Consider the following 25204-nt stretch of genomic DNA (forward strand, 5'->3'; position numbering starts at 1 on the left):
GGTATCGTGCTGCGATAACTTCCGCTTGAGCGAAGACACCAACCCCCTGAAATCCCTTCTCTCGGGCTTACTGAGTTATCGTCAGCGATGTTTGACGAGGCATAAACATGCCTGTAACTCCTGGGTAAGCAACAATGAGCACTTTACTCACTGCACATTCTTTACGCGTTGATACGGCGTTCGGCACGCTCTTCGACTCTCTCTCCTTTACGTTAAAAAAAGGCGATCGCATCGGCCTGCTGGGTGATAACGGCTGCGGAAAAAGTACGCTGCTGAAAATCCTCGACGGGACGCAGTCCCCTGCTGCCGGAACCGTTTCGCTGGCGGGACATTGCCTGCTGGCGCGCGTGGAACAACATCTGCCGGAGACCCTTGATCCCCTGACCATGCTGGATGCGGTGCTGGCGCAGCTGCCGATCGGTGAGCGCGACAGTTTGCGCTGGAAAGCCGAGACGCTGCTGGCCGGAATGGGCTTCACGACGCAGGAAACAGCGTTAACCTCCGCCACGCTGAGCGGCGGCCAGCATACGCGCTTGTTGCTGGCGCGAGCGTTGATAAGCGATCCGGATCTGCTGCTTCTGGACGAACCGAGCAACCACCTCGACCTGCCAACCCTGCTGTGGCTGGAGCAGTTTCTACAAAACTGGTCCGGCAGCTTTGTGCTGGTCTCACACGACAGGCAACTGCTGGACGCGGTAACCAACGGCAGCTGGATCCTGCGCGATAAAACGCTGCACGCCTTTGCCCTTCCCTGTACTGCCGCACGTCAGGCGCTCGACGCGAAAGATGAAAGCGATGCGCTGCGCCATAAGGCAGAGCAAAAAGAGATCGACCGCGTCACGGCCAGCGCCCGACGTCTCGCGACCTGGGGCAAGGTCTATGACAACGAAGATCTCTCCCGTAAGGCTAAGCAGATGGAAAAACAGGTCGAACGCCTGAAAGAGACCCAGACGGAACTGACGGCGGGAAGCCCGTGGACCTTAACCCTGCGCGGGGACGCGCTTCGCGCTGACCGTCTGCTGGAAATGACTCACCTCGGCGTCCCCCCGGCGCCGGGCCTGCCAGACCTGTTTACCCTCGACAGCGCGCGGCTGAAGAGCGGCGATCGCGTGGCGATTGTGGGTCGTAACGGCTGCGGGAAATCGTCGCTGCTGAAGCTTATCTGGCGACATTTTCGCGACGAGATCGCGGACGAGCGGCTTAAGCGTCATCCGCGCGTCTCACCCGGCTACTACGACCAGACGCTGCACCAGTTGCCGGACGATGCGGCGCTGCTTGATGCGCTGGAGCCTTTCGCGCCAGATCCGCAGACCCGTAAAATGGCGCTCATCAGTGCCGGGTTCCCGTGGGCGCGTCACGGGCAAAAAGTCAGTACGCTGAGCGGCGGGGAACGTTCACGGCTGCTGTTCGTCGGCCTGACGCTTGCCCGTTATAGCCTGCTGATGCTGGATGAACCGACCAATCACCTGGACATGGAAGGCAAAGAGGCGCTGGCGGAAACACTGCAACAGTTTGAAGGCGGAGTGCTGCTGGTGAGCCACGATCGTCAGTTAATTAGCCAGAGCTGTAACCGCTTCTGGCTGATTGAGGACGGCAGGCTGAGCGAATGGCACGATGCGGAGGCGGTGTTTGAGCGCCTGCGTGAGGACACCGGTCCGGTTGTACCTGAGGCGTCGAAGGCCGCATTCAAGGCACCCTCTTCAGCGTCTGACGATCTGCTCGAACGCCTGGTTGCCCTGGAAACGCTGCTGGAAGAGGATTTGGCGCGCAAGCCAAAACATCAAAAACCGCAGTTACAGGCGCAATGGCGAAAAGAGATTGAGGTGATAGAAGCGCAACTGTAAATCTGAGCCCGGCGGTGGCGTCGCCGGGCCAGTGTTTTTCACCCCAATTTATGAGGGGTACAGCCTTTTCTTAATCCGAAAATGCATCAAATAATGACATTATGTTGCGGTTCCCTTGCATTACAGCGCCAAAGTATTAATCCTTAATGGGTAATCAGACCTGCTATGCAGATACTCATCATGAAAGGAGAAACACATGAAGGCTGCTGTTGTCACTCAGGATCATCAGGTTAATGTCACAGAAAAAACCTTACGCGCGCTCAAACATGGTGAAGCGCTGCTGAAGATGGAGTGCTGTGGCGTTTGCCATACCGATCTGCATGTTAAGAATGGCGATTTTGGCGACAAAACCGGGGTGATCCTCGGCCATGAAGGGATTGGTATCGTCAAAGAGATTGGTCCCGGCGTCACGTCGCTAAAAGTAGGCGATCGTGCAAGCGTGGCGTGGTTCTTCGAAGGCTGTGGCCACTGTGAATATTGTAATACCGGCAACGAAACGCTGTGCCGTGACGTGAAAAACGCGGGTTACTCCGTTGACGGGGGCATGGCGGAAGAGTGCATCGTAACCGCGGATTACGCGGTTAAAGTCCCGGACGGGCTGGACTCTGCGGCGGCCAGCAGCATCACCTGCGCTGGGGTCACTACCTACAAAGCGGTGAAAGTCTCTGACATCAAACCCGGCCACTGGATTGCGATCTACGGCCTGGGCGGTCTGGGCAACCTCGCGCTGCAATACGCTAAAAATGTCTTCAATGCGAAAGTTATCGCCATTGACGTGAATGACGAGCAGCTGAAGCTCGCTGCCAGCATGGGCGCAGACTTAACCGTGAACTCCCGCAGTGAAGATGCGGCAAAAGTGATTCAGGAGAAAACCGGCGGTGCACATGCGGCGGTGGTGACGGCGGTGGCGAAAGCGGCCTTCAACTCTGCCGTTGACGCAGTTCGCGCCGGAGGACGCGTGGTGGCTGTTGGCCTGCCGCCGGAAGCGATGAGCCTGGATATTCCACGTCTGGTCCTGGATGGGATTCAGGTGGTGGGCTCCCTGGTGGGTACCCGTCAGGATCTGCTCGAAGCCTTCCAGTTTGCGGCTGAAGGTAAGGTGAAGCCGAAAGTTACAATGCGCCCACTGGAAGATATCAACGCCATCTTCAAAGAGATGGAACAGGGCCAGATCCGTGGCCGTATGGTGATTGATTTACGTTCTTAACCGCGGTGGCCGGGTAGCGGCTCTGCCCTGCCCGGCTTTTCACGTGGACGAACGGCGATCGGAAATCCATTCCTGAACCTCGATCTGGAACGTGTCCGGCGCTTTTCGATACATCTTCCGCGCCAGATCCAGGATGGTATGGCGCCCTAACTCCTCTTCCATCCGCTGCTGCGCGCTGTCCATCACCGAGCGCACCCCACACGGGCCGTCACAGACCCAGGCAGGTGGCGTTTCATCAAACACCGCCAGGCGCTGACGCACTTCCCGACACTCAAACATATTCTTCTCGCCGTCGATGGCCTGCGCCACGTCCAGCACGCTGATCAGCTCCGCCGGACGCGCCAGCCGGAATCCTCCCCCTTTACCTTCGGTGCTGATGACCAGCCCCGCGCGTGATAAACGGGTGAAGATCTTTCCAAGATAGTCGTACGGCACGCCCTGCAAGGCCGCCATCTCCCGGACGCTCATCTCACGCTCATTGCCTTTTGCATCCACCATACACATCAGGCTATGAATGCCATATTCCACACCAGAACTGTAAAACGCCATGGCTCACTCCGGGTCATTGTTCGCTGCATTATAACGATTTTTAACTCAGAAAGAAGTTGTCGCAGTTAACTCCGACAAGTATAGTGGCAGTTATGTCAGACATACAGCCTGACGAACAAAAGGATCGAGTATGAAAAAGCAGATTTTAATTGTGGGTAGTGGGTTTTCCGGTATGTGGGCTGCGGTCAGTGCCGCGCGCCTTTCTGCTCTGGAGGGTAACAATAGCCTCAGCATTGCCGTGCTGGCCCCTGTTCCGGAGCTGCGCGTTCGCCCACGCTTTTATGAAGAGAACGTGTCGACGATGGTCGCACCGCTGACCGAACTGTTTGCTGAGCTGGGCATCGCCTTTATTGCGGGCGAAGCACAACGTATTGATACCTCGTCTAAAACCGTTTTGTATCGCGATTCAAACGGCGCGATTGCTGAAGTCGCCTGGGAACGTCTGATCCTTGCAACCGGTAGCCAGACTAAACGTCCTCCTGTTGCCGGTCTGGCTGAATACGCCTTTGATATCGACCAACTCGACTCCGCCAGGTTGTTCGAGCAGCATCTTGATTCGCTGGTTTCGCGTCCCTCCACCCCGGAGCGTAATACCGTGGTCGTGTGTGGCGGCGGCTTTACCGGCATCGAACTGGCAACGGAACTCCCTACCCGACTCCGCACTCGCTTCGGTGCCGATACAAAGACTAAAGTAATCGTAGTTGAAAAAGGTGCAACCATTGGCGGGCGTTACAGCGAGGCGCTGCGTAACACAATTGAAGAAGCAAGCAACGCGCTGGGCGTTGAATGGCGTTTAAACAGTGAAATTGAAGCCATCGATGCCAGCGGCGTAACGCTGAAAAACGGAGAGCGCATTGCCAGCGCCACTGTAGTGTGGACGGCAGGGGTAGAAGCTAACCCTCTCAGCCTGCAAATTGACGGGGAACGCGATACTCAGGGACGGCTGATCGTCACCGACACGTTGCAGGTTCCTGCGCATCCTGAGGTTTACGCGACGGGTGATATGGCGCACGCCAAAACGGACGATGCGGGCAACACGGCGCTGATGACCTGCCAGCACGCGATCCAGCTGGGGAAATTCGCCGGACACAACGCGGCGGCCAGCCTGTTAAATCTGGAGCCGTACCCTTACCGTCAGGTGAACTACGTCACCTGTCTGGATTTGGGTGGCTGGGGCGCGGTATATACCGAGGGCTGGGAACAGCGCATTAAATCCGTGCGCGAGGAAGGCAAAAAGATCAAAGTCGCCATCACCAACGAACTGATTTACCCGCCAGCAGCAGACAAAGGGGTCGCTTTTGCCGCGGCTGACCCACTGGCGAAATTCGTTTAGTCCACTCCTGCGCCCGCGACCAGCGGGCAACATGTGAGATCAGGCCAGCGCACCTGCGTTGGCCTGACGTTTTTTGGCACATAAATAACCATACATCAGCAGAGAGGTCATCGCAGAGAAGGATAAGATCGCTGCCGGCAGCGTGACATAGCTCCAGCTAAAGCCGAGCGTAATCATCATTCCACCGAAATACGCGCCAATTGCGCTGCCGAGGTTAAACGCCATTTGCCCGCCTGCGGCCCCCAGCATCTCGCCGCCTTTCGCATTTTGCAGCAGCAGAATTTGCAGCGGCGCAGAGAGCGCAAACAGCCCGGCGCAGCAGACGAATCCCATGACCAGTGAAGCTGTTTTAAGCTCGCCAAAGGCGAACAACGCCAGCAGCGAAGCCACAATCACCAGGTCGGTGGTGGCAGCAATGCGCAGCGGGCTAAAGCGCGACGACAGCTTACCGCTGAAGACATTACCCAGCACCATGCCCAGCCCCATCAGCATCATGATCGCGGTCATTACGCCCTCGGAAAAGCCTGACACATTGACCATAAACGGCTTCACGAAGCTAAACCAGGCAAACACCCCGGCATTGCCAAACATCGTAGCGGCAAAAATCAGCCACGGTTCCGGTTTCTTCAGGAAGTGGAATTGTTCTGTCAGCCGGGTGGTGGTCGTGTCGTGAATGTCTGGCACCCACAGCAGAACAGACAGGATCACCAGCGCGTCAAAGACCGCAATCAAAAAGAAGGTGTAACGCCAGCTAAATTCATGTCCCAGCCACGTCCCGAGCGGCACGCCAAGCAGGTTGGCAACGGTCATCCCGGCAATCATCCCGGCCACAGCGACCGTAACTTTGCCCGGCGGCGCGATTTTTGACAGGATTATCGCCCCCACTCCGAAAATCGCGCCATGCGGAAAACCAGAGATTAAGCGCCCCGCCGCCAGCCCTACGTAGGAGTCAGAGAAGGTAAAGAGTGCGTTACCGACGACGCACATCGCCACCAGAAACAGCAGCGTTGTTTTCAGCGAAAATTTGCTGGAGAACAGTGCCACAATCGGCGCGCCGATCACCACGCCAAAAGCGTAAAACGAAATCATATTTCCGGCGGAGGGAATCGAAATGCCCGTATCATGAGCCAGCTCGGTCAGCACGCCCATAATGCCAAACTCAGCCATCCCCAGGCCAAAAGTACCCAGTGCTAACGAAAAAATTGTCTTTTTCATACCGCGACCACTGTTAAAAAATATGCAGCGTGCATTATTGATTAAACTTGTATGGTGAACCAGTTCAAATCAGCTTTCTGACACATTAATCCATTCATTCAGGCCGATTACACTCTTAGTACGGCCTCGATCCCGCGACCGGATACAAAGGGAGACCCACCATGGTCAGTAAGAAGAAAACCCGTGTTGTTGATGATGTCGTTAAAAACGCGCCGCTCAAAACTAAAGCGTACGAGCAAGAGCTTCGCCGCCTCCATGTTGAACTGGTTAAGCTCCAGCAATGGGTGGTCGCCAAAGGGTTAAAGGTCTGTATTGTTTTTGAAGGACGAGACGGCGCCGGTAAAGGCGGTGTCATCAAAGCCATCACCGAACGCGTCAGCCCCCGGGTGTTTCGCGTTGTTGCGTTACCGGCCCCCACCGATAAAGAGAAAAGTCAGCTCTATTTTCAGCGTTACGTTCCCCATCTGCCCTCTGCCGGTGAAATCGTCATTTTTGACCGCAGCTGGTACAACCGTGCGGGCGTGGAAAGAGTCATGGGTTTCTGTACCGAAGAGCAGGCCGAAAAATTTCTTGATGGAACGCCGGTAATGGAAAAAGCGATGGTCGATGCCGGGATCATTTTGTTGAAATACTGGCTTGAAGTAACGCCAAAAGAGCAGGAGCGACGCCTGCGCGATCGCATTAATGATGGTCGCAAGATCTGGAAGCTGTCTCCAATGGACATTAAATCTTTCAATCTGTGGGATGAATATACCCTCGCCCGCGACGCGATGTTTAAAGCGACCGACACCGCCTGGGCGCCGTGGTTTGTGGCGCGCTCAGAAGATAAAAAACGGGTGCGGCTGAATATTATTTCGCATCTGCTTTCGCAGATCCCCTATAAAGAAATTCACGTAGACAAAGTGGATTTACCGAAACGCAAGATCGGCAAAGTGAAGCCTACAAAATATCCCTTCCGCTATATTGCAGAGCGGTTTTGATATTGAGAAGTAGGCCCGCGCAAGCGCAGCGCCGCCGGGCAAAGCCGACGGCGCAGGGCATTTACTTCATCCCTTCTGAACTCTCTTTTTGCGCTTCAAGACGCTCAACGTCCCGATACCAGCGCGGATGGTGTTTTTGCGCCCAGCGGCGGCTCACCTTCCCTTCAATCATGCCTTTAATCGATCCTTTCACCCAGAAGGCCATATACATATGGATCAGGATGGCGTGGATCAGAATAATGGCCGAGGTCGCGTGGATCAGCAGCGCATAACGCACCACCTGAATCGGGAAATAGTGCGCAAAATACGGACGCCAGATAATCACTCCGGTCACCAGCAGCACGAAAATCATACTCATGATGGTCCAGAACATCATCTTCTGCCCGGCGTTGTATTTGCCCACCTTCGCGACTTTATGCTCGTTGCCTTTCAGAACCTCAACAATCCCTTTTAGCCAGGGAATATCCTGCTTGTCAGGGATGTTGTGATGAACAAAACGCACGAACATAAACATCAGCACCACGAAAATCAGCACGCCGAAGAACGGATGCAGAATGCGCCCCATCTGCGGTGTCCCGAAGGTTTCCGTAAGCCACTGAAGCGTCGGAAAGAAGAACGATATGCCGGATACCGCCACCAGGAAGAAACAGATGACCACCGTCCAGTGACAGGCGCGATCGACAAATTTTGTGCGCACTATCATTTTCGACTTACTCATGATGCTCCTCCTCGTCGTCATCCACCTCTTTATTCGGCCCGATACCGATGTAGTGATAAATCAGCCCGGCAAAGGTGGCGATAAAGCCCGCCGCTGAAAGCGGCTTAAGCGCCCCCTTCCACAGGTTGATTGAGGTATCGATCGCCGGATCTTTCGGCAGATTGTGATACAGCTCCGGCTGGTCATTGTGGTGCAGAACATACATGACGTGCGTACCGCCGACACCCTGCGGGTTATAAATCCCGGCCTTGTCATAGCCGCGCGCTTTGAGCTTATCCACCCGCTGCTGCGCCACTTCCAGCATCTCTTTTTTGGTGCCGAAGTGGATCGCCCCGGTAGGACAGGTCTTCACGCAGGCAGGCTCCTGGCCGACGCTGACGCGATCGACGCATAGCGTGCATTTATAGACCCGGTTATCCTCTTTATTGAGACGCGGGATATTAAACGGACAGCCTGCGATGCAGTAGCCGCAGCCGATGCAGTTATCCTGCTGGAAATCGACAATCCCGTTGGCGTACTGAATGATTGCCCCAGCAGACGGGCATGCCTTCAGGCAGCCCGGATCTTCACAGTGCATACAGCCGTCTTTACGGATCAGCCACTCCAGCTTGCCGTTCTGGTCGGTTTCGCTAAAGCGCATCACCGTCCAGGACTTGGCGCTTAGATCAGCAGGATTGTCATAGACCCCAACGCAGTGCCCCACCTCGTCGCGGATATCGTTCCACTCCGAGCAGGCCACCTGGCAGGCCTTACAGCCTACGCAGGAGGAGACATCGATCAGCTTGGCGACTTCTGCCTTGTAGTCCCGCGCACGAGGCGCGGGCGTTATCGGGTTGGTCGCGGAGCGTTTAATAATGTCTTGTGTTTCCATCGCCATTTAATCGCTCCTTACGCTTTCTCGATGTTGACCAGAAACGCTTTATACTCCGGCGTTTGCGAGTTGGAATCGCCGACGTTTGGCGTCAGTGTATTGGCGATGTAGCCTTTCTGCGCCACCCCTTCAAAGCCCCAGTGCAGCGGTATGCCGACGGTTTCCACCTGCTGGCCATGCACGTTCAGCGTTTGCAGACGACGGGTGACCACCGCCACCGCGCGAATAAAGCCGCGCTTGCTGCTGACCTTCACGCGATCGCCGTTGGCAATGCCTTTCGCCTTCGCCAGGGTTTCGCTTATCTCCACAAACTGTTCCGGCTGCGCGATGGCGTTAAGCCGCGCGTGCTTGGTCCAGGTATGGAAATGCTCGGTCAGGCGGTAGGTGGTGCCGACATACGGGAACTTGTCCTTTTTACCTAAACGCAGCACGTCGTCTTCGTAGATGCGTACCACCGGGCTTGACACCACGTTCGGGTGCAGCGGGTTAGTGCCGAGCGGCGTTTCCATCGGCTCGTAGTGTTCCGGGAACGGCCCTTCTGCCAGTTTGTCGATGGCAAACAGACGTCCCAGCCCTTCCGGCTGCATGATAAACGGCCCGGTGTTGCTGCCCGGCGCGGCGGTGTTGAAGTCCGGGATATCGTTCCCCGTCCACTTCGTGCCGTTCCACTCGATCAGCATGCGTTTCGGATCCCACGGCTTACCGTTCACGTCTGCGGAGGCACGGTTGTACAGTACGCGGCGGTTCAACGGCCACGCCCATGCCCAGCCCAGGGTATTGCCCAGGCCTGACGGATCGGCGTTATCGCGGTTGGCCATCTGGTTACCCTGCTCCGTCCAGCTGCCGGTGTAGATCCAGCAGGACGAGGCCGTGGTACCGTCGTCACGCAACAGCGCGAAGCTATTGAGCAACTGGCCTTTCTTCGCCACCAGATTGCCGTTGGCATCGTACAGGTCGGCCAGCGCCACGCCGTTGTTCTCTTTTGCCACCTCTTCGGACTCAGGGTGATCCGGCTGCTTGTAGTTCCAGCTCATCTTCAGCAGCGGCTCAGCGCCTTTGCCGCCTTCTGCGCGGTACATCTCGCGCAGACGATGGTAAATCCCGGCCAGAATTTCGCCGTCATTACGCGCTTCGCCCGGCGCATCCTGACCTTTCCAGTGCCACTGTAGCCAGCGGCCAGAGTTGGCAATAGAACCGTCCTCTTCCGCAAAGCATGTCGATGGCAGGCGGAACACCTCGGTCTGAATCGCTGCCGGATCGACATCGTTTGATTCACCGTGGTTCTGCCAGAACGTAGACGTTTCGGTGACCAGCGGATCGATAACCACCATGTACTTCAGCTTGCTCAGGCTTCGAACGACTTTGTTTTTATCCGGGAATGACGCCACCGGGTTAAAGCCCTGGCAGATATACCCCGTGACGTCGCCCTTATCCATCATATTGAAATACTTGATGACATCGTAAGCCTGGTCCCATTTCGGCAACCACTCAAAGCCCCAGTCATTCTCTTTCTGCGCCGCGTCGCCGTAGAACGATTTCATCAGACTGACGGCAAACTTCGGATAGTTACTCCAGTAGTTCACCTGGTCCGGACGCGTCGCTTTTGGCGTGTTGGCGTCAAGCCAGCTTTGCCAGTCGGTCTGCTTCTCGGACGGCAGGGTCAGGTAACCCGGCAGGCTGGTCGACAGCAGGCCGAGGTCGGTTAAGCCCTGAATGTTAGAGTGTCCGCGCAGGGCGTTCACGCCGCCACCGGCCATCCCCATGTTGCCGAGCAGCAGCTGGATCATCGCCATGGTGCGAATGTTCTGCGCGCCCACGGTATGCTGCGTCCAGCCCAGCGCGTACAGGAACGTGGTGGTTCTGTCGGCGGCACTGGTGGAGGCCAGCACTTCACACACTTTCAGGAAGTCCGCTTTCGGCGTACCGCAGATGTTTTCCACCACGTCCGGCGTATAGCGGGAAACGTGCTGTTTCAGCAGGTTCCACACGCAGCGCGGATCGCTCAGGGTCTCATCGCGTTTCGCGTAGCCGTTTTCGTCGAACTGATAGTTCCAGGATGATTTATCGTACTGACGTTTCTCTGCGTCATAGCCGCTGAACAGACCATCTTCGAAGGCGAAATCTTCCCGCACCAGCAGGCTGGCATTGGTGTAATGCTTAACGTATTCCGCGTTAATCTTATTGTTTTCGATCAGGTACAACAGTACGCCGGAAAGGAACGTAATATCCGTACCGGAGCGGATCGGCGCATAGATATCAGCCACCGATGCCGTACGCGTAAAGCGTGGATCGACGACAATCAGCGTCGCATCGTTGTTGTTTTTCGCTTCCATCGCCCAGCGGAATCCCACCGGATGGGCCTCAGCGGCGTTACCGCCCATTACCACCACGACGTTAGCGTTTTTGATATCAACCCAGTGGTTGGTCATCGCACCGCGACCAAATGTTGGAGCAAGACTTGCTACCGTTGGTCCGTGTCAGACGCGCGCCTGGTTATCAACCGCCAGCATGCCGAGGGAGCGCACAAATTTTTGCGTCAGCATGCCGGTCTCATTACTTGCCGCAGAGGCACACAGCATCCCGGTGGAGGTCCAGCGGTTTACCGTGATGCCCTGCTCGTTCTTCTCAATAAAGTTGGCGTCGCGATCCGCTTTCATCAGTTTTGCAATTCGGGAGAAGGCTTCGTCCCAGGAGATACGCTGCCATTTGTCAGAGCCCGGCGCACGATATTCCGGGTAGCGCAGACGGTTTTCACTGTGGACGTAGTCCAGCAGCCCCGCCCCTTTCGGGCAAAGCGCCCCGCGGCTCACCGGATGGTCCGGGTCCCCTTCAATATGATAAATCGCTTCTTTGGCGTTCTTCGCGCCATCACCCAGGCTATACATTAATAGCCCACAACCCACGGAGCAGTATGTGCAGGTGTTACGGATCTCTTTCGCGCGCAGCAGTTTATAGTTGCGTGCCTGAGCCAGCGCCATTTTGGGAGCGAATCCCAGCATTGCGGCTGTTGTTCCGGCCATACCGCCCGCGCAGATTTTAAAAAATTGTCTGCGGCTGACGTCCATTGTTGTCCTCGTTATCTGATAAGACTTCGCGCGGCAAACTAACAGCAAAGCCCCTTTTTTTATTGCGTCAAATCAAGGTCGCTATACTTAGCCCCCCAAATAGTCACTGCTGGTACGATTTGCTACTCTTTTCGGGGTATCTGCCCCTGAGAAAATTCGCCAGGTGAAGCGGATAGATGCTATAAGTTTTCCCTTTGATTTTTAGAAGACTGGCAGGGTAATGGACAGAAAAAGAGCAACGCTGACGGGCCTGGCGGCCATATTGTTGTGGAGCACCATGGTGGGTCTCATCCGCAGCGTCAGTGAAGGACTGGGCCCGGTGGGCGGCGCGGCAATGATTTACACCGTCAGCGGGCTGTTGTGTCTGGTGACGGTGGGTTTTCCCGATCTTCTGCGTTTTTCCACGCGCTATCTTCTGGCGGGCAGCATCCTGTTTGTCAGCTATGAGATGTGCCTGGCCCTGTCGCTGGGATATGCCGCGACGCGCTCACAGGCGATTGAAGTCGGTATGGTCAATTATCTGTGGCCAAGCCTGACGATTGCGTTCGCGATTTTGTTCAACGGGCAAAAAACCACCCTGTGGGTCATCCCTGGGCTTCTCATCTCGCTGTTGGGGGTGTGCTGGGTTTTAGGTGGCGAAAACGGTCTGCAACTGAATGACATCATGCAGAACGTCGTCTCCAGCCCGCTAAGTTATGGGCTGGCGTTTGCTGGCGCTTTTATCTGGGCCGCCTACTGCACCGTCACCAGCAGGTATGCCAAAGGGCAAAATGGCATTACCCTTTTCGTCCTGCTGACCGCCCTGAGCCTGTGGGTCAAATATGCCGTCAGCGATCAGCCCGAAATGGTGTTCAGCGTCCCGGTAGTGGTGAAGCTATTGATGTGTGGGGTTGCCCTTGGCTTTGGCTACGCCGCCTGGAATATCGGTATTCTTCACGGTAACGTCACGGTGCTTGCGGCTGTCTCTTATTTCACGCCCGTGCTTTCCGCCGCGCTGGCGGCTATTGTGCTGAGTTCTCCGCTTTCATTCTCATTCTGGCAAGGGGCATTAATGGTCTGCGCCGGATCGTTACTGTGCTGGTATGCCACGCGCAAATAGTATTTTTATTTTGTGCCGGGTACCCAATATACCCGGCAAAATATTAACAATATTTTAATATGTGATCACACCCTAGAATATAATTCGTAACATTCGAGGCTACTAAAATTTCTGTATAGAGTGCTTTTAGAAAGTCAGAGTCGTTGTGAAAATTGACATAAACTGACAACAAAGGTAATTAATTCAGCGCCAATATTACCGCGCTATATAGCACAAAGCGCAATAGTTTATTTCTGAATATTTCATTTAAAAAACAGGCTTTGGCTCACCGAAAAATCTATAAGCTGATGTTTTAAAACATGTTATTGCACCTCACGCGTTGATACTCTCTGTCAAACCCCTTTAATTCCCCCGAAAAATTAAAACGTCCGACAATTATTTACAGCCATATTATCGTGGTTGGTTAATAATCAATTTATGTCTATATATTAACCTGATTGGGCGATTTAAGGGCAATTTACCCGATCGGGATCACACTAATTGAAATTATCTTTAATATTTTGAAACTTATTATTGAAAGCAGTCTACGGAATTTTAAAAATAGTCTGCCATTGACGATAAGCCTCGTTTAAAAATCGCTCATTTGGCTTAGGAAATACCTAAATAAAATTATAAGGATTATTTAAGATGAAACTTAAATTAGTTGCAGTGGCAGTGACTTCCATGTTGGCAGCAGGCGTTGTTAACGCGGCTGAAGTTTTTAACAAAGACGGTAACAAACTGGATCTGTACGGCAAAGTTACTGGTCTGCACTATTTTTCTGATGATGCTGGTAGCGACGGTGACAAAACATATGTTCGTCTGGGCTTCAAAGGTGAAACTCAGATCAACGATCAGCTGACCGGATACGGCCAGTGGGAATATGAGTTCAAGGGCAATCGCTCTGAAGCGCAGGGTTCCGACGGCAACAAAACCCGTCTGGCGTACGCTGGTCTGAAATTCGATGAATTCGGTTCCTTCGACTACGGTCGTAACTACGGTGTGGCTTATGACATCGGCGCGTGGACTGACGTTCTGCCAGAGTTCGGTGGCGATACCTGGACGCAGACTGACGGTTTCATGACCGGCCGTACCACTGGCGTTGCAACCTACCGAAACACCGACTTCTTTGGTCTGGTTGACGGCCTGAACGTGGCTGCCCAGTACCAGGGTAAAAACGACCGTTCAGAGATCACCGAATCCAACGGTGACGGCTGGGGTCTGTCTTCTACTTATGAATTCGACGGCTTCGGTGTGGGTGCGACCTACGCGAAATCTGACCGTACCGACCGTCAGGTTCGTGCTGCAAGCAACCTGAACGCCGGTGGCGAAAACGCAGAAGTCTGGGCTGCTGGCCTGAAGTACGATGCGAACAACATCTACCTGGCAACCACCTACTCTGAAACCCGCAACATGACGGCGTTCGGTAACGGTCACGTTGCCAACAAAGCGCAGAACTTTGAAGTTGTGGCTCAGTACCAGTTCGACTTCGGTCTGCGTCCGTCCATCGCTTACCTGAAATCCAAAGGTAAAGACATCGGTTCTTATGGCGACCAGGACCTGGTTGAATACATTGACGTTGGCGCGAGCTACTACTTCAACAAAAACATGTCCACCTACGTTGATTATAAAATCAACCTCGTGGATGACAGCCAGTTCACCAAAGATGCCAAAGTGGCTACCGACAACATCGTGGCTGTGGGTCTGACCTACCAGTTCTAAGATCTGTTAGTTCAAAAGGCCAGCCCTCGCGGCTGGCCTTTTTTATTACTGCTGCCCTCCGACCTTCGCCAGACTAAACCAGATCCCCACCGCCAGAATCAGCAGCATGCCTCCCGCACTACCCAGGGCCACGCTGTGCGAGGTGATGAACGCGGTTTTCGCCGCCGTCATCACCGGCTCGGCCAGCGACGGCGTCAGCTCCTGCGCCACCTTCATCGCTTCACCGATGGACGACGAGGCTTTATCGGTCAGCGACGCGCTCAGCCCCTGCGGCAGTACAATTGACGCCGAAAAGCTGCGGGTTAACAGCAAACCGAAAATGGCGATCCCCAGACCAGCACCCAGCTCGTAGGACATGGTTTCGATTGCGCCTGCGGCGGCCGCTTTCTCTTTCGGCGCGGCAGCCATGATCGCTGACGTCGAGGCCAGCAGTGCGCTGGCGGCACTGAAGCCCAGCAGCACCATCAGGCTCCACGCCTGCCACTGTTGGGTGCTGAAATCGAGCGTCGACAGGCCGATAAAACTGACCGCACTAAGCCCCATGCCTCCGGCCGCGACAATGCGTAGCCCCAGACGCCCGACCAGCACACCCGCGATCGGCCCGCTAAATCCGCTCGCCACCATCACCGGCAGCATGAATGTCCCTGCTTCAAACGGCGTAAAACCATGCACGAACTGCAACTCCTGCGCCATCAGCAGTTCAAAGCCCACCAGCGCAATCATGGCGGTCATCGCCATGACCACGCCGCTTAAAATAATGCGATGGCAAAACAGGCGCATGTCGATCATCGGCACGCGCGCGCGCAGCTGGATACGGACGAAGATAAACAGCATCACCGCCCCGGTAAGCAGCGTACAGGCCACCATCCACGGCGACAGCACCCCTTTCAGGGCGGTTTTGGCGCTATAGACCAGCAGTAAAATCGCTACAATCAGCATAATGGCATGGCTGATATTGAGCGGCTGCTCGGGCCGCCCCTGCTGAGCAGGCACAAAGCGCGCAGCAAGCGAAACCACGATCAGCACGATCGGCACGTTAATCAGGAACACCGACCCCCAGTAAAAGTGCTCCAGCAACATGCCGCCAATCAGCGGGCCAAACGCCGCGCCGCCCGACCCAACGGCAGCCCAGACGCCGAGGGCGATATTACGATGCCGCGCATCAATAAACAGGGTGCGGATCCCCGCAAGCGTAGCCGGAATAATCATCGCCGCGCCTATCGCCAGCGACGCGCGGGCGGCAATCAGCCAGCCCGCGGACGGCGCAAAAGCCGCCGCTAACGATGACAGGCCAAACAGCACGCTGCCAATCATCAGCAGGCGCTTAAAACCTATGCGATCGCCCAGCGCGCCCATCGGCAGCACCATCCCCGCCATCACCAGCGAATAAATATCAATAATCCACAGCAATTCGTTGCCGCTGGCACCCAGCGTCATGCTCAATGTTGGCGCCGCCACGTGCAGCACCGTCGCGTCAATCGCCACCGGGATATACACCAGCACGATAATCACTAACGCTAACCACTGACGAAACATAAATTTCCTTTTCAGTTAAAAACTGGACACATGTCCAGAATGCGATCCTACGTAAAGTTGAACACTTGTCCAGCTCTTTGTTACACTCGTTTCGTTGCCATTGAGAGTGAGAAATTATGCGTTATCTGAGCAAGGACGAGCGGCGGGAAGAGATCCTCCAGGCCGCGATGCGCGTGGCGCTGACCGAAGGATTCGCGGCAATGACCGTGCGCCGCATCGCCACCGAAGCGGGCGTCGCCACCGGGCAGGTACATCACCACTTTGCGTCGGCGGGCGAGCTAAAATCGCTGGCGTTTGTCCGGCTGATCCGCGATTTGCTGGATGCTGAAATCGTTGGCGAAAACGCTGGCTGGCGCGAGCGCCTGCATGCCATGCTCGGCAGCGATGACGGCGGGTTTGAGCCCTACATTCGACTGTGGCGGGAGGCGCAAATTCTCGCCAGCCGGGATAGCGATATCAAAGGCGCCTACGTTTTGACTATGGAGATGTGGCACCAGGAAACGGTCGCGATTATCCGCGCCGGGGGGGAAGCCAACGCCTTTACGCTTGCTGACCAGCCGGAAAATATCGCCTGGCGTTTAATTGGTCTGGTATGTGGCCTGGATGGCATATACGTATTAAATATGCCTGAAATGGACGACGCGGCATTTAATAAGCATCTGGATAAACTTATCTCCCTCGAATTGTTTTAATACTCCCATCGGGGTATTAATTTCCGCAAATAGTTACAATTAGTAACACATAAAGCGAACCCTGATTCCCATTCCAAACTCAGGGATTCGCTTTTTTATCTATCCTTTCAGATGTATCCCATAACATCCAATAATTTCTACAAACTGCCGACAGGTATCTTTCTGTTTTTACTTCTTTTTTCTCTCCATTTTGGTAAGCAAGAGGGTGATATGTCACATCAAAGCGAGAAGAGTAATCAGCATCTGTTGAGTAACTGGAAACCGGAAAACGCGCAATTTTGGGAGAATAAAGGGAAACATATCGCACGAAGAAACCTGTGGATTTCCGTGGCGTGTTTGCTTCTCGCGTTTTGTGTCTGGATGTTGTTTAGCGCTATTGCGGTAAACCTTAATAAGGTCGGATTTAATTTCAGCACCGATCAGCTTTTTATGCTAACGGCATTACCTTCTCTCTCCGGCGCGATATTGCGTGTCCCCTATTCTTTTATGGTGCCGATATTTGGCGGACGTTACTGGACCGTGTTGAGCACCGTGATCCTGGTCGTGCCCTGTGTCTGGCTTGGGATCGCCATCCAGAATACCGCTACGCCTTACTGGATCTTTATCATCATCGCACTGCTGTGCGGTTTTGCCGGCGCCAACTTCGCTTCCAGCATGGGAAACATCAGCTTCTTCTTCCCGAAAGCCAGACAGGGTAGCGCGCTGGGCATTAACGGCGGGCTGGGTAACCTGGGCGTGAGCGTGATGCAGCTGGTTGCGCCGCTGGTGATTTTCCTGCCGATGTTTACCTTCCTCGGCGTGCACGGCGTACCGCAGGAGGATGGCTCGACGATGTGGCTGGCGAACGCGGCGTGGATCTGGGCCCCGCTGCTGATTCTTGCCACCCTTGCGGCGTTTTTTGGCATGAACGACATTGCCAGCTCGAAAGCGTCCATTGCCAGCCAGCTTCCGGTGCTTAAGCGCTTTCATCTCTGGCTGCTGAGCCTGCTTTATCTGGCCACCTTCGGCTCGTTTATCGGTTTCTCGGCAGGCTTTGCTATGCTGTCAAAAACCCAGTTTCCGGACGTGAATATCCTCCACCTCGCCTTCTTTGGTCCGCTGATTGGCGCCCTGGCGCGCTCCGCGGGCGGGATGATCTCGGACAGGCTGGGCGGCGTACGGGTGACGCTGATCAACTTCGTCTTTATGGCCATCTTTAGCGCCCTGATTTTCCTGACGCTGCCCGGCTCTGGTTCAGGCAGTTTTATCGCCTTCTATCTGGTCTTTATGGGCCTGTTCCTCACCGCAGGCCTGGGCAGCGGCTCGACCTTCCAGATGATCGCGATTATCTTTCGCCAAATCACCCTCGACCGCGTGAAAAAACAGGGTGGGAGCGACGAACAGGCGCAGCATGAAGCGGTGACTGAAACGGCTGCCGCGCTGGGCTTTATCTCTGCCATCGGTGCGGTGGGCGGGTTCTTTATTCCCAAAGCCTTTGGCACATCCCTGGCGATGACCGGTTCTCCGGTGGGCGCCATGAAAGTCTTCCTCGTGTTTTACATCGTCTGCGTGCTCGTCACCTGGCTGGTGTACGGCCGCAAATCCTCACAAAAATAATAACTACATCTTCGCCGGAGCGTGATGCCTCACCCTCCGGCCATGCTATCGAAGCAGGAGAAATGTCATGAGCAAACTGTTGGACCGCTTCCGTTACTTCAAAACAAAAGGCGACAGTTTCGCCGATGGGCACGGGCAGGTGTACCACACCAACCGCGACTGGGAGGACAGCTACCGTCAGCGCTGGCAGTTCGATAAAATTGTGCGATCCACCCACGGCGTTAACTGCACCGGCTCCTGTAGCTGGAAGATTTATGTCAAAAATGGCCTGGTGACCTGGGAAACCCAGCAGACCGACTACCCGCGCACCCGCCCTGACCTGCCTAACCACGAACCGCGCGGCTGCCCGCGTGGCGCAAGTTACTCCTGGTATCTCTACAGCGCCAACCGTCTCAAGTACCCGCTGGTACGCCGCAGGCTGATCGAACTCTGGCGCGAGGCGCTGGCGCAGCATACCGATCCGGTGCTGGCCTGGGATGCCATCCAGAACGATCCGCAGAAAGCGCAGAGCTACAGGAAAGCGCGCGGAAAAGGCGGTTTTATCCGCTCAAACTGGAAAGAGCTTAACCAGCTGATTGCTGCCGCTAACGTCTGGACCATCAAAAATTACGGCCCTGATCGCGTGGCCGGTTTCTCCCCAATTCCGGCGATGTCGATGGTCTCTTATGCCGCCGGTACGCGCTATCTCTCCCTGCTCGGCGGCACCTGCCTGAGCTTCTATGACTGGTACTGCGATCTGCCTCCGGCGTCGCCGATGACCTGGGGCGAACAGACCGACGTGCCGGAATCGGCGGACTGGTACAACTCCAGTTATATCATTGCCTGGGGCTCAAACGTGCCGCAGACGCGCACCCCGGACGCCCACTTCTTTACCGAAGTGCGTTACAAAGGCACCAAGACCGTCGCCATTACGCCGGATTTCTCGGAGGTGGCGAAGCTCAGCGACCAGTGGCTGGCCCCCAAACAGGGTACCGACAGCGCCCTTGCCATGGCGATGGGACATGTGATCCTTAAAGAGTTCCACCTCGATAACCCGAGCGAGTACTTCCTCAACTATTGCCGCCGCTACACCGACATGCCAATGCTGGTTCTGCTGGATGAACAGGCTGACGGTCGCGTGGTGCCGGGCCGCATGCTGCGCGCGTCGGATCTGGCCGACGGGCTGGGCGAAACCAACAACCCGGAGTGGAAAACCATCGCCTTTGACGTGGCCGGAAATCTGGTGGCGCCGAATGGTTCCATCGGCTTCCGCTGGGGTGAAAAAGGCAAATGGAACCTGGAGTCGCTGGCCGCGGGACAGGAAACCGAGCTGACGCTTTCCCTGCTCATCACCCACGACAGCGTGGCAGACGTGGCCTTCCCGTACTTCGGCGGAAACGAGAACCCGCATTTCCGCAGCGTGAAGCAGGAGCCAGTGCTGACGCGCCGCGTACCGAGTAAAACCCTGACCCTGGCCGACGGCAGCCAGAGACGCGTGGTGAGCGTGTACGATCTGGTGCTCGCAAACTACGGCCTCGATCGCGGTCTGGAAGACAGTAATGCGGCGGCAAACTACGCCGAGATAAAAGCCTACACCCCGGCCTGGGGCGAACAGATTACCGGCGTCCCCGCTTACCTGATTGAAAAAATCGCCCGTGAATTTGCCGACACGGCGCACAAAACCCACGGACGGTCGATGATCATCCTCGGGGCCGGTGTGAACCACTGGTACCACATGGACATGAACTACCGCGGGATGATCAACATGCTGGTCTTCTGCGGCTGCGTCGGGCAGAGCGGCGGCGGCTGGTCGCACTATGTCGGCCAGGAAAAGCTGCGCCCGCAAACCGGCTGGCTGCCGCTGGCCTTCGCGCTGGACTGGAACCGTCCGCCGCGCCAGATGAACAGCACATCGTACTTCTACAACCACGCCAGCCAGTGGCGCTATGAGAAGCTCACCGCACAGGAACTGCTTTCTCCCCTTGCAGACGCATCGAAGTTTACCGGTCACCTTATTGATTTCAACGTCCGCGCCGAGCGCATGGGCTGGCTCCCTTCCGCGCCGCAGCTCAACCTCAACCCGCTGCACGTGAAAGCTCGCGCCGACGCCGCCGGGATGTCGCCGCAGGATTACACCGTGCAGGCGTTAAAATCGGGTGATATTCGCTTCGCCTGCGAACAGCCGGACAACGGTAAGAACCACCCGCGCAACCTGTTCGTCTGGCGTTCTAACCTGCTCGGTTCGTCCGGGAAAGGCCATGAATACATGCTGAAATACCTGCTTGGCACCGAGAGCGGTATTCAGGGTGAGGATTTAGGCTCAACGGACGACGTGAAACCTGAAGAGGTGGAATGGCAAACCGCCGCCATTGAGGGCAAGCTGGATCTGCTGGTGACGCTCGATTTCCGTATGTCCAGCACCTGCCTGTTCTCGGATATCGTCCTGCCCACCGCCACCTGGTATGAAAAAGACGATATGAATACCTCGGACATGCATCCGTTTATTCACCCGCTTTCCGCCGCCGTTGACCCGGCGTGGGAGTCCCGCAGCGACTGGGAGATCTACAAGGGCATCGCCAAAGTGTTCTCTGAAGTGTGCGTCGGACATCTCGGCACCGAGACTGACGTGGTGCTACAGCCGCTACAGCATGATTCACCGGGGGAACTGTCGCAGCCGTTTGATATTCAGGACTGGCGCAAAGGCGAATGCGATCTGATCCCCGGCAAAACCGCGCCAAACATTGCAGTCGTCGAGCGCAACTATCCGGAAACCTACGAGCGCTTCACGGCCCTTGGGCCGCTGCTGGACAAGCTCGGCAACGGCGGAAAAGGCATATCGTGGAACACCCAGAATGAGGTCGATTTCCTCGGCAAGCTCAATTACGTCAAGGCCGACGGCCCGGCGAAAGGTCGTCCGCGCATCGAGACCGCCATTGACGCTTCAGAGGTGATCCTCGCCCTTGCGCCAGAAACTAACGGTCAGGTTGCGGTCAAAGCCTGGGAAGCCCTCGGCGAACTGACCGGGCGCGATCACACCCATCTGGCGCTGAACAAAGAAGACGAGAAAATCCGCTTCCGCGATATTCAGGCGCAGCCGCGCAAAATTATCTCCAGCCCGACGTGGTCCGGCCTTGAGAGCGAGCACGTCTCGTATAATGCGGGCTACACCAACGTTCACGAGCTGATCCCGTGGCGCACGATTTCGGGCCGCCAGCAGCTGTATCAGGATCATGCCTGGATGCGCGCCTTCGGGGAGAGTCTGGTGGCCTATCGTCCACCGATTGATACCCGCAGCGTCACCCATATGCGCGAGATCCCGCCGAACGGCTTCCCGGAAAAGGCGCTTAACTTCCTGACGCCGCACCAGAAATGGGGCATTCATTCCACCTACAGCGAAAACCTGCTGATGCAGACCCTGTCGCGCGGGGGGCCAATCGTCTGGATCAGCGAAACCGACGCGCGCGAGCTGGGCATTGAGGACAACGACTGGATCGAAGCCTTTAACGCCAACGGCGCCCTCACCGCCCGCGCGGTGGTCAGCCAGCGCGTGCCGCCGGGCATGACCATGATGTACCACGCTCAGGAGCGCATCCTGAACATTCCGGGGTCAGAAGTAACCGGACGGCGCGGCGGGATCCACAACTCGGTCACCCGCGTCTGCCCGAAACCGACCCACATGATCGGCGGCTACGCGCAGCTGGCGTACAGCTTCAACTATTACGGCACCGTCGGCTCGAACCGCGACGAGTTCATCATGATCCGCAAAATGAAAAACATTAACTGGCTGGACGGCGAAGGTCGGGATCAGGTACAGGAGGCGAAAAAATGAAAATACGCTCACAGGTTGGCATGGTACTGAATCTCGATAAATGCATTGGCTGCCACACCTGCTCGGTCACCTGTAAGAACGTCTGGACCGGGCGCGAAGGGATGGAGTACGCATGGTTTAACAACGTCGAAACCAAACCGGGTATCGGCTATCCGAAAAACTGGGAAGATCAGGATGAGTGGCAAGGCGGCTGGATCCGCGGCATTCACGGCAAGCTAACGCCGCGCCTCGGCGGCAAAATGGGCGTGCTGTCGAAGATTTTCGCCAACCCCGTGTTGCCGCAGATTGACGATTATTATGAGCCCTTCACCTTCGATTACCAGGATCTGCACCGTGCGCCGGAGGGAGACCACCTCCCTACCGCCCGCCCCCGTTCGCTGATCGACGGCAAGCGAATGGATAAAATCAAATGGGGGCCCAACTGGGAGGAGCTGCTGGGCGGCGAGTTCGAAAAACGCGCCCGCGACCGCAACTTCCAGAAGATCCAGAAAGAGATGTACGGTCAGTTTGAAAACACCTTCATGATGTATCTGCCGCGCCTGTGCGAGCACTGCCTGAACCCGAGCTGCGTCGCCACCTGCCCGAGCGGTGCGATTTACAAGCGCGAAGAGGACGGCATTGTGCTGATCGACCAGGACAAATGCCGCGGCTGGCGTCTGTGCATCAGCGGCTGCCCGTACAAGAAAATCTACTTCAACTGGAAAAGCGGCAAATCAGAGAAGTGCATCTTCTGCTATCCGCGCATTGAATCCGGCCAGCCGACCGTCTGCTCGGAAACCTGTGTCGGGCGCATCCGCTATCTCGGCGTGCTGCTGTACGATGCGGACCGTATCGAGGAGGCAGCGAGCACCGAGCATGAGACCGACCTGTACGAGCGTCAGTGCGACGTGTTCCTTAACCCGAACGATCCGGCGGTGATTGAGGAAGCGCTGAAACAGGGTATTCCGCAGAACGTCATTGACGCGGCACAGCGTTCCCCGGTTTACAAAATGGCGATGGACTGGAAGCTTGCCCTGCCGCTGCATCCGGAATACCGCACCCTGCCAATGGTCTGGTATGTGCCGCCGCTGTCACCGATTCAGTCCTACGCCGACGCAGGTGGTTTGCCGCAGAGCGACGGCGTGCTGCCTGCGGTCGAAAGCCTGCGCATTCCGGTGCAGTACCTGGCAAACATGCTCAGCGCGGGCGATACCGGTCCGGTGCTGCGCGCCCTGAAGCGCATGATGGCGATGCGCCACTACAAGCGTTCCCAGACCGTGGAAGGCGTGACCGACACCCGCGCCATCGAAGAAGTGGGCCTGACCGAAGCGCAGGTTGAGGAGATGTACCGCTATCTGGCGATTGCCAACTACGAAGACCGCTTCGTGATCCCGACCAGCCACCGAGAAATGGCGCGCGACGCCTTCCCGGAGAAAAACGGCTGCGGCTTCACCTTTGGCGACGGCTGCCACGGCTCCGACACCAAATTCAACCTCTTCAACAGCAGCCGCATCGACGCGATCAACATCACTGAAGTGCGCGATCACGGGGAGGGAGAGTAATGCAAATCCTCAAAATCATCGCGCTGCTCATTGAGTATCCCGATGAGCTGCTGTGGGAAAACCGTGACGAAGCGCTTTCCCTGGTTGAACAGGACGCGCCCATGCTGCTGCCGTTTGCGCAGCAGCACCTGAGCGCCCCGCTGCTGGATAAGCAGGCTGAATGGTGTGAAGTGTTTGAACGTGGTCGCGCAACCTCGCTACTGCTGTTCGAGCATGTTCACGCCGAGTCTCGCGATCGCGGTCAGGCGATGGTCGATTTGATGAGCCAGTATGAGAAAGCGGGCCTTCAGCTGGACTGCCGCGAGCTGCCGGACTATCTGCCACTCTACCTGGAGTACCTTAGCATCGTTACCGACGACGAAGCGCGCGAAGGGCTGCAAAACGTCGCGCCGATCCTGGCGCTGATTGGTGGCCGCCTGAAACAGCGTGAGGTGGCACATTACCAGCTGTTTGACGCCCTACTGACGCTGGCCGGAACGCGCCTTTCCAGCGACAGCGTGGCGAAACAGGTGTCCGGTGAAAAACGGGATGATACCCGTCAGGCGCTGGACGCCGTGTGGGAAGAGGAACAGGTGAAGTTTATTGAAGACAATGCCACATCGTGCGACAGCTCGCCGATGCAGCAATATCAACGACGCTTTAGCCAGGACGTCGCGCCGCAGTACGTGGACGTCAGCGCCGGAGGCCCAAAATGACACATTACCTGAACGTGTTTTTCTATGACATTTATCCGTACATCTGCGCCACCGTCTTTTTCCTCGGTAGCTGGTTGCGCTACGACTACGGGCAGTACACATGGCGCGCCTCGTCAAGCCAGATGCTCAGCAAGCGCGGGATGAACTGGGGCTCTAACCTGTTTCATATCGGCATTCTGGGGATCTTCTTCGGGCACCTGTTCGGCATGTTAACCCCGCACTGGATGTACGCCTGGTTTTTACCCATCGCGGTTAAACAGCAGTTAGCCATGATTGCGGGGGGCATTTGCGGGGTGCTAACGCTGATTGGCGGGTCGATGCTGCTTTACCGCCGCCTGTTCAACCAGCGGGTGCGCGCCACGTCCACCACGCCGGATATTATCATCATGAGTATCCTGCTGCTTCAGTGCATCCTTGGGCTGTCGACCATTCCTTTCTCCGCCCAGTATCCTGACGGAAGCGAGATGATGAAGCTGGTCGGCTGGGCGCAGGGGATCGTGACGTTTAAGGGCGGTTCGTCGGAAATGCTGAGCGGCGTCGCGCCAATCTTCCGCGTGCATCTGGTGCTGGGGATGACGATCTTCCTTATCTTCCCGTTCACCCGCCTGGTGCACGTGTGGAGCGCGCCGTTTGAGTACTTCACCCGTCGGTATCAGATAGTGAGATCGCGCCGTTGATTTTGTCGGGTGGCGGCTTCGCCTTACCCGACCTACGTTTCAAGCCGCTGTTGGCCCGGTAAGGCGTAGCCGCCACC

At 56.2% G+C, this 25204-nt stretch carries 18 protein-coding genes; 12 read left to right on the forward strand and 6 right to left on the reverse strand.

Annotated features, from left to right (window positions below; all coding sequences use genetic code 11):
• The first annotated feature begins 134 nt into the window (after nucleotides 1-134).
• Together ACOTW6_RS01660 and adhP are read left to right on the forward strand one after the other, a co-directional pair.
• Nucleotides 135-1844: an ABC-F family ATP-binding cassette domain-containing protein gene (locus tag ACOTW6_RS01660; RefSeq protein WP_213788795.1), complete on the forward strand. Its 1710-nt coding sequence runs from the start codon at nucleotides 135-137 to the stop codon at nucleotides 1842-1844.
• A gap of 196 nt (nucleotides 1845-2040) precedes the next feature.
• Complete coding sequence (gene adhP / locus ACOTW6_RS01665; protein ID WP_213788796.1) at nucleotides 2041-3051, forward strand: alcohol dehydrogenase AdhP; 1011 nt, start codon at nucleotides 2041-2043, stop codon at nucleotides 3049-3051.
• Nucleotides 3052-3090: 39 nt separating this feature from the next.
• Here adhP and ACOTW6_RS01670 read toward each other — a convergent pair whose 3' ends face one another.
• Nucleotides 3091-3600 carry an RrF2 family transcriptional regulator gene (locus ACOTW6_RS01670; protein WP_047051084.1) on the reverse strand — a complete coding sequence of 170 codons (510 nt, stop codon included), beginning with the start codon at nucleotides 3598-3600 and terminating at the stop codon, nucleotides 3091-3093.
• Between the two features lie 130 nt (nucleotides 3601-3730).
• Between ACOTW6_RS01670 and ACOTW6_RS01675 the strand changes: the two genes are divergently transcribed.
• Nucleotides 3731-4933: an NAD(P)/FAD-dependent oxidoreductase gene (locus ACOTW6_RS01675; protein WP_213788797.1), complete on the forward strand. Its 1203-nt coding sequence runs from the start codon at nucleotides 3731-3733 to the stop codon at nucleotides 4931-4933.
• 39 nt (nucleotides 4934-4972) lie between these two features.
• Here ACOTW6_RS01675 and araJ read toward each other — a convergent pair whose 3' ends face one another.
• Entirely contained in the window at nucleotides 4973-6148 is a 1176-nt protein-coding gene (araJ, locus tag ACOTW6_RS01680; RefSeq protein WP_063931304.1) for an MFS transporter AraJ, read from the reverse strand.
• A 161-nt stretch (nucleotides 6149-6309) separates the two neighbouring features.
• Here araJ and ppk2 point away from each other — a divergent pair, with 161 nt between their 5' ends.
• Nucleotides 6310-7128, forward strand: a complete 819-nt coding sequence (ppk2, locus tag ACOTW6_RS01685) for a polyphosphate kinase 2 (protein WP_017693386.1) — start codon at nucleotides 6310-6312, stop codon at nucleotides 7126-7128.
• Nucleotides 7129-7189: 61 nt separating this feature from the next.
• Here ppk2 and fdnI read toward each other — a convergent pair whose 3' ends face one another.
• Genes fdnI through fdnG form a run of 3 tightly spaced genes read right to left on the reverse strand, consistent with a single transcriptional unit; the run spans nucleotide 7190 to nucleotide 11782 of the window.
• On the reverse strand, nucleotides 7190-7846 hold the full coding sequence (gene fdnI, locus ACOTW6_RS01690) for a formate dehydrogenase-N subunit gamma (protein ID WP_063132687.1): 657 nt from the start codon (nucleotides 7844-7846) through the stop codon (nucleotides 7190-7192).
• Nucleotides 7839-8723, reverse strand: a complete 885-nt coding sequence (gene fdxH, locus ACOTW6_RS01695; protein WP_003857048.1) for a formate dehydrogenase subunit beta — start codon at nucleotides 8721-8723, stop codon at nucleotides 7839-7841. Before fdxH ends, fdnI begins: the two co-directional genes overlap by 8 nt.
• An 11-nt stretch (nucleotides 8724-8734) precedes the next feature.
• Nucleotides 8735-11782 carry a formate dehydrogenase-N subunit alpha gene (fdnG, locus tag ACOTW6_RS01700; protein WP_213788798.1) on the reverse strand — a complete coding sequence of 1016 codons (3048 nt, stop codon included), beginning with the start codon at nucleotides 11780-11782 and terminating at the stop codon, nucleotides 8735-8737.
• Nucleotides 11783-12002: 220 nt separating this feature from the next.
• On the opposite strand from fdnG, the gene yddG reads away from it, so the two are divergent.
• A complete protein-coding gene (gene yddG / locus ACOTW6_RS01705; RefSeq protein ID WP_421766222.1) occupies nucleotides 12003-12881 on the forward strand; it encodes an aromatic amino acid DMT transporter YddG in 879 nt (292 codons plus the stop codon).
• Nucleotides 12882-13508: 627 nt separating this feature from the next.
• Entirely contained in the window at nucleotides 13509-14582 is a 1074-nt protein-coding gene (gene ompC, locus ACOTW6_RS01710) for a porin OmpC (RefSeq protein WP_213788800.1), read from the forward strand.
• Nucleotides 14583-14627: 45 nt separating this feature from the next.
• Here ompC and ACOTW6_RS01715 read toward each other — a convergent pair whose 3' ends face one another.
• The gene (locus ACOTW6_RS01715) at nucleotides 14628-16118 is read right to left on the reverse strand and encodes an MFS transporter (RefSeq protein WP_063132684.1); all 1491 of its coding nucleotides are present in this window, start codon (nucleotides 16116-16118) and stop codon (nucleotides 14628-14630) included.
• 116 nt (nucleotides 16119-16234) lie between these two features.
• Between ACOTW6_RS01715 and ACOTW6_RS01720 the strand changes: the two genes are divergently transcribed.
• The 6 genes from ACOTW6_RS01720 (at nucleotide 16235) to narI (ending at nucleotide 25127) form a co-directional block, all read left to right on the forward strand.
• Nucleotides 16235-16810 carry a TetR family transcriptional regulator gene (locus tag ACOTW6_RS01720; RefSeq protein ID WP_063132683.1) on the forward strand — a complete coding sequence of 192 codons (576 nt, stop codon included), beginning with the start codon at nucleotides 16235-16237 and terminating at the stop codon, nucleotides 16808-16810.
• Nucleotides 16811-17020: 210 nt separating this feature from the next.
• A complete protein-coding gene (locus tag ACOTW6_RS01725) occupies nucleotides 17021-18406 on the forward strand; it encodes a NarK family nitrate/nitrite MFS transporter (RefSeq protein WP_213788801.1) in 1386 nt (461 codons plus the stop codon).
• Nucleotides 18407-18473: 67 nt separating this feature from the next.
• Nucleotides 18474-22214, forward strand: a complete 3741-nt coding sequence (locus ACOTW6_RS01730) for a nitrate reductase subunit alpha (protein ID WP_213788802.1) — start codon at nucleotides 18474-18476, stop codon at nucleotides 22212-22214.
• Nucleotides 22211-23755 (forward strand): nitrate reductase subunit beta, encoded by a 1545-nt coding sequence (gene narH / locus ACOTW6_RS01735; protein WP_022651229.1) that lies wholly within the window; start codon nucleotides 22211-22213, stop codon nucleotides 23753-23755. Before ACOTW6_RS01730 ends, narH begins: the two co-directional genes overlap by 4 nt.
• The gene (narW, locus tag ACOTW6_RS01740) at nucleotides 23755-24450 is read left to right on the forward strand and encodes a nitrate reductase molybdenum cofactor assembly chaperone (RefSeq protein ID WP_121478920.1); all 696 of its coding nucleotides are present in this window, start codon (nucleotides 23755-23757) and stop codon (nucleotides 24448-24450) included. The genes narH and narW overlap by 1 nt, the downstream gene beginning before the upstream one ends.
• Nucleotides 24447-25127, forward strand: coding sequence for a respiratory nitrate reductase subunit gamma (gene narI / locus ACOTW6_RS01745; RefSeq protein WP_121478919.1), 681 nt, complete (start codon nucleotides 24447-24449; stop codon nucleotides 25125-25127). Before narW ends, narI begins: the two co-directional genes overlap by 4 nt.
• Nucleotides 25128-25204 lie beyond the last annotated feature (77 nt).

Source organism: Enterobacter cloacae complex sp. IR5403 (assembly GCF_049238705.1).
Lineage (GTDB): Bacteria > Pseudomonadota > Gammaproteobacteria > Enterobacterales > Enterobacteriaceae > Enterobacter > Enterobacter hormaechei_C.

Bases quoted from the DNA above. Each gene is read 5' to 3' on its own strand.
- araJ (WP_063931304.1), bottom strand. From the start codon at position 6,148: ATGAAAAAGACAATTTTTTCGTTAGCACTGGGTACTTTTGGCCTGGGG.
- narH (WP_022651229.1), top strand. From the start codon at position 22,211: ATGAAAATACGCTCACAGGTTGGCATGGTACTGAATCTCGATAAATGC.
- fdxH (WP_003857048.1), bottom strand. From the start codon at position 8,723: ATGGCGATGGAAACACAAGACATTATTAAACGCTCCGCGACCAACCCG.
- ompC (WP_213788800.1), top strand. From the start codon at position 13,509: ATGAAACTTAAATTAGTTGCAGTGGCAGTGACTTCCATGTTGGCAGCA.
- ACOTW6_RS01675 (WP_213788797.1), top strand. From the start codon at position 3,731: ATGAAAAAGCAGATTTTAATTGTGGGTAGTGGGTTTTCCGGTATGTGG.
- narW (WP_121478920.1), top strand. From the start codon at position 23,755: ATGCAAATCCTCAAAATCATCGCGCTGCTCATTGAGTATCCCGATGAG.
- ppk2 (WP_017693386.1), top strand. From the start codon at position 6,310: ATGGTCAGTAAGAAGAAAACCCGTGTTGTTGATGATGTCGTTAAAAAC.
- ACOTW6_RS01720 (WP_063132683.1), top strand. From the start codon at position 16,235: ATGCGTTATCTGAGCAAGGACGAGCGGCGGGAAGAGATCCTCCAGGCC.
- ACOTW6_RS01670 (WP_047051084.1), bottom strand. From the start codon at position 3,600: ATGGCGTTTTACAGTTCTGGTGTGGAATATGGCATTCATAGCCTGATG.
- ACOTW6_RS01715 (WP_063132684.1), bottom strand. From the start codon at position 16,118: ATGTTTCGTCAGTGGTTAGCGTTAGTGATTATCGTGCTGGTGTATATC.
- fdnI (WP_063132687.1), bottom strand. From the start codon at position 7,846: ATGAGTAAGTCGAAAATGATAGTGCGCACAAAATTTGTCGATCGCGCC.
- adhP (WP_213788796.1), top strand. From the start codon at position 2,041: ATGAAGGCTGCTGTTGTCACTCAGGATCATCAGGTTAATGTCACAGAA.
- ACOTW6_RS01725 (WP_213788801.1), top strand. From the start codon at position 17,021: ATGTCACATCAAAGCGAGAAGAGTAATCAGCATCTGTTGAGTAACTGG.
- ACOTW6_RS01730 (WP_213788802.1), top strand. From the start codon at position 18,474: ATGAGCAAACTGTTGGACCGCTTCCGTTACTTCAAAACAAAAGGCGAC.
- yddG (WP_421766222.1), top strand. From the start codon at position 12,003: ATGGACAGAAAAAGAGCAACGCTGACGGGCCTGGCGGCCATATTGTTG.
- ACOTW6_RS01660 (WP_213788795.1), top strand. From the start codon at position 135: ATGAGCACTTTACTCACTGCACATTCTTTACGCGTTGATACGGCGTTC.
- narI (WP_121478919.1), top strand. From the start codon at position 24,447: ATGACACATTACCTGAACGTGTTTTTCTATGACATTTATCCGTACATC.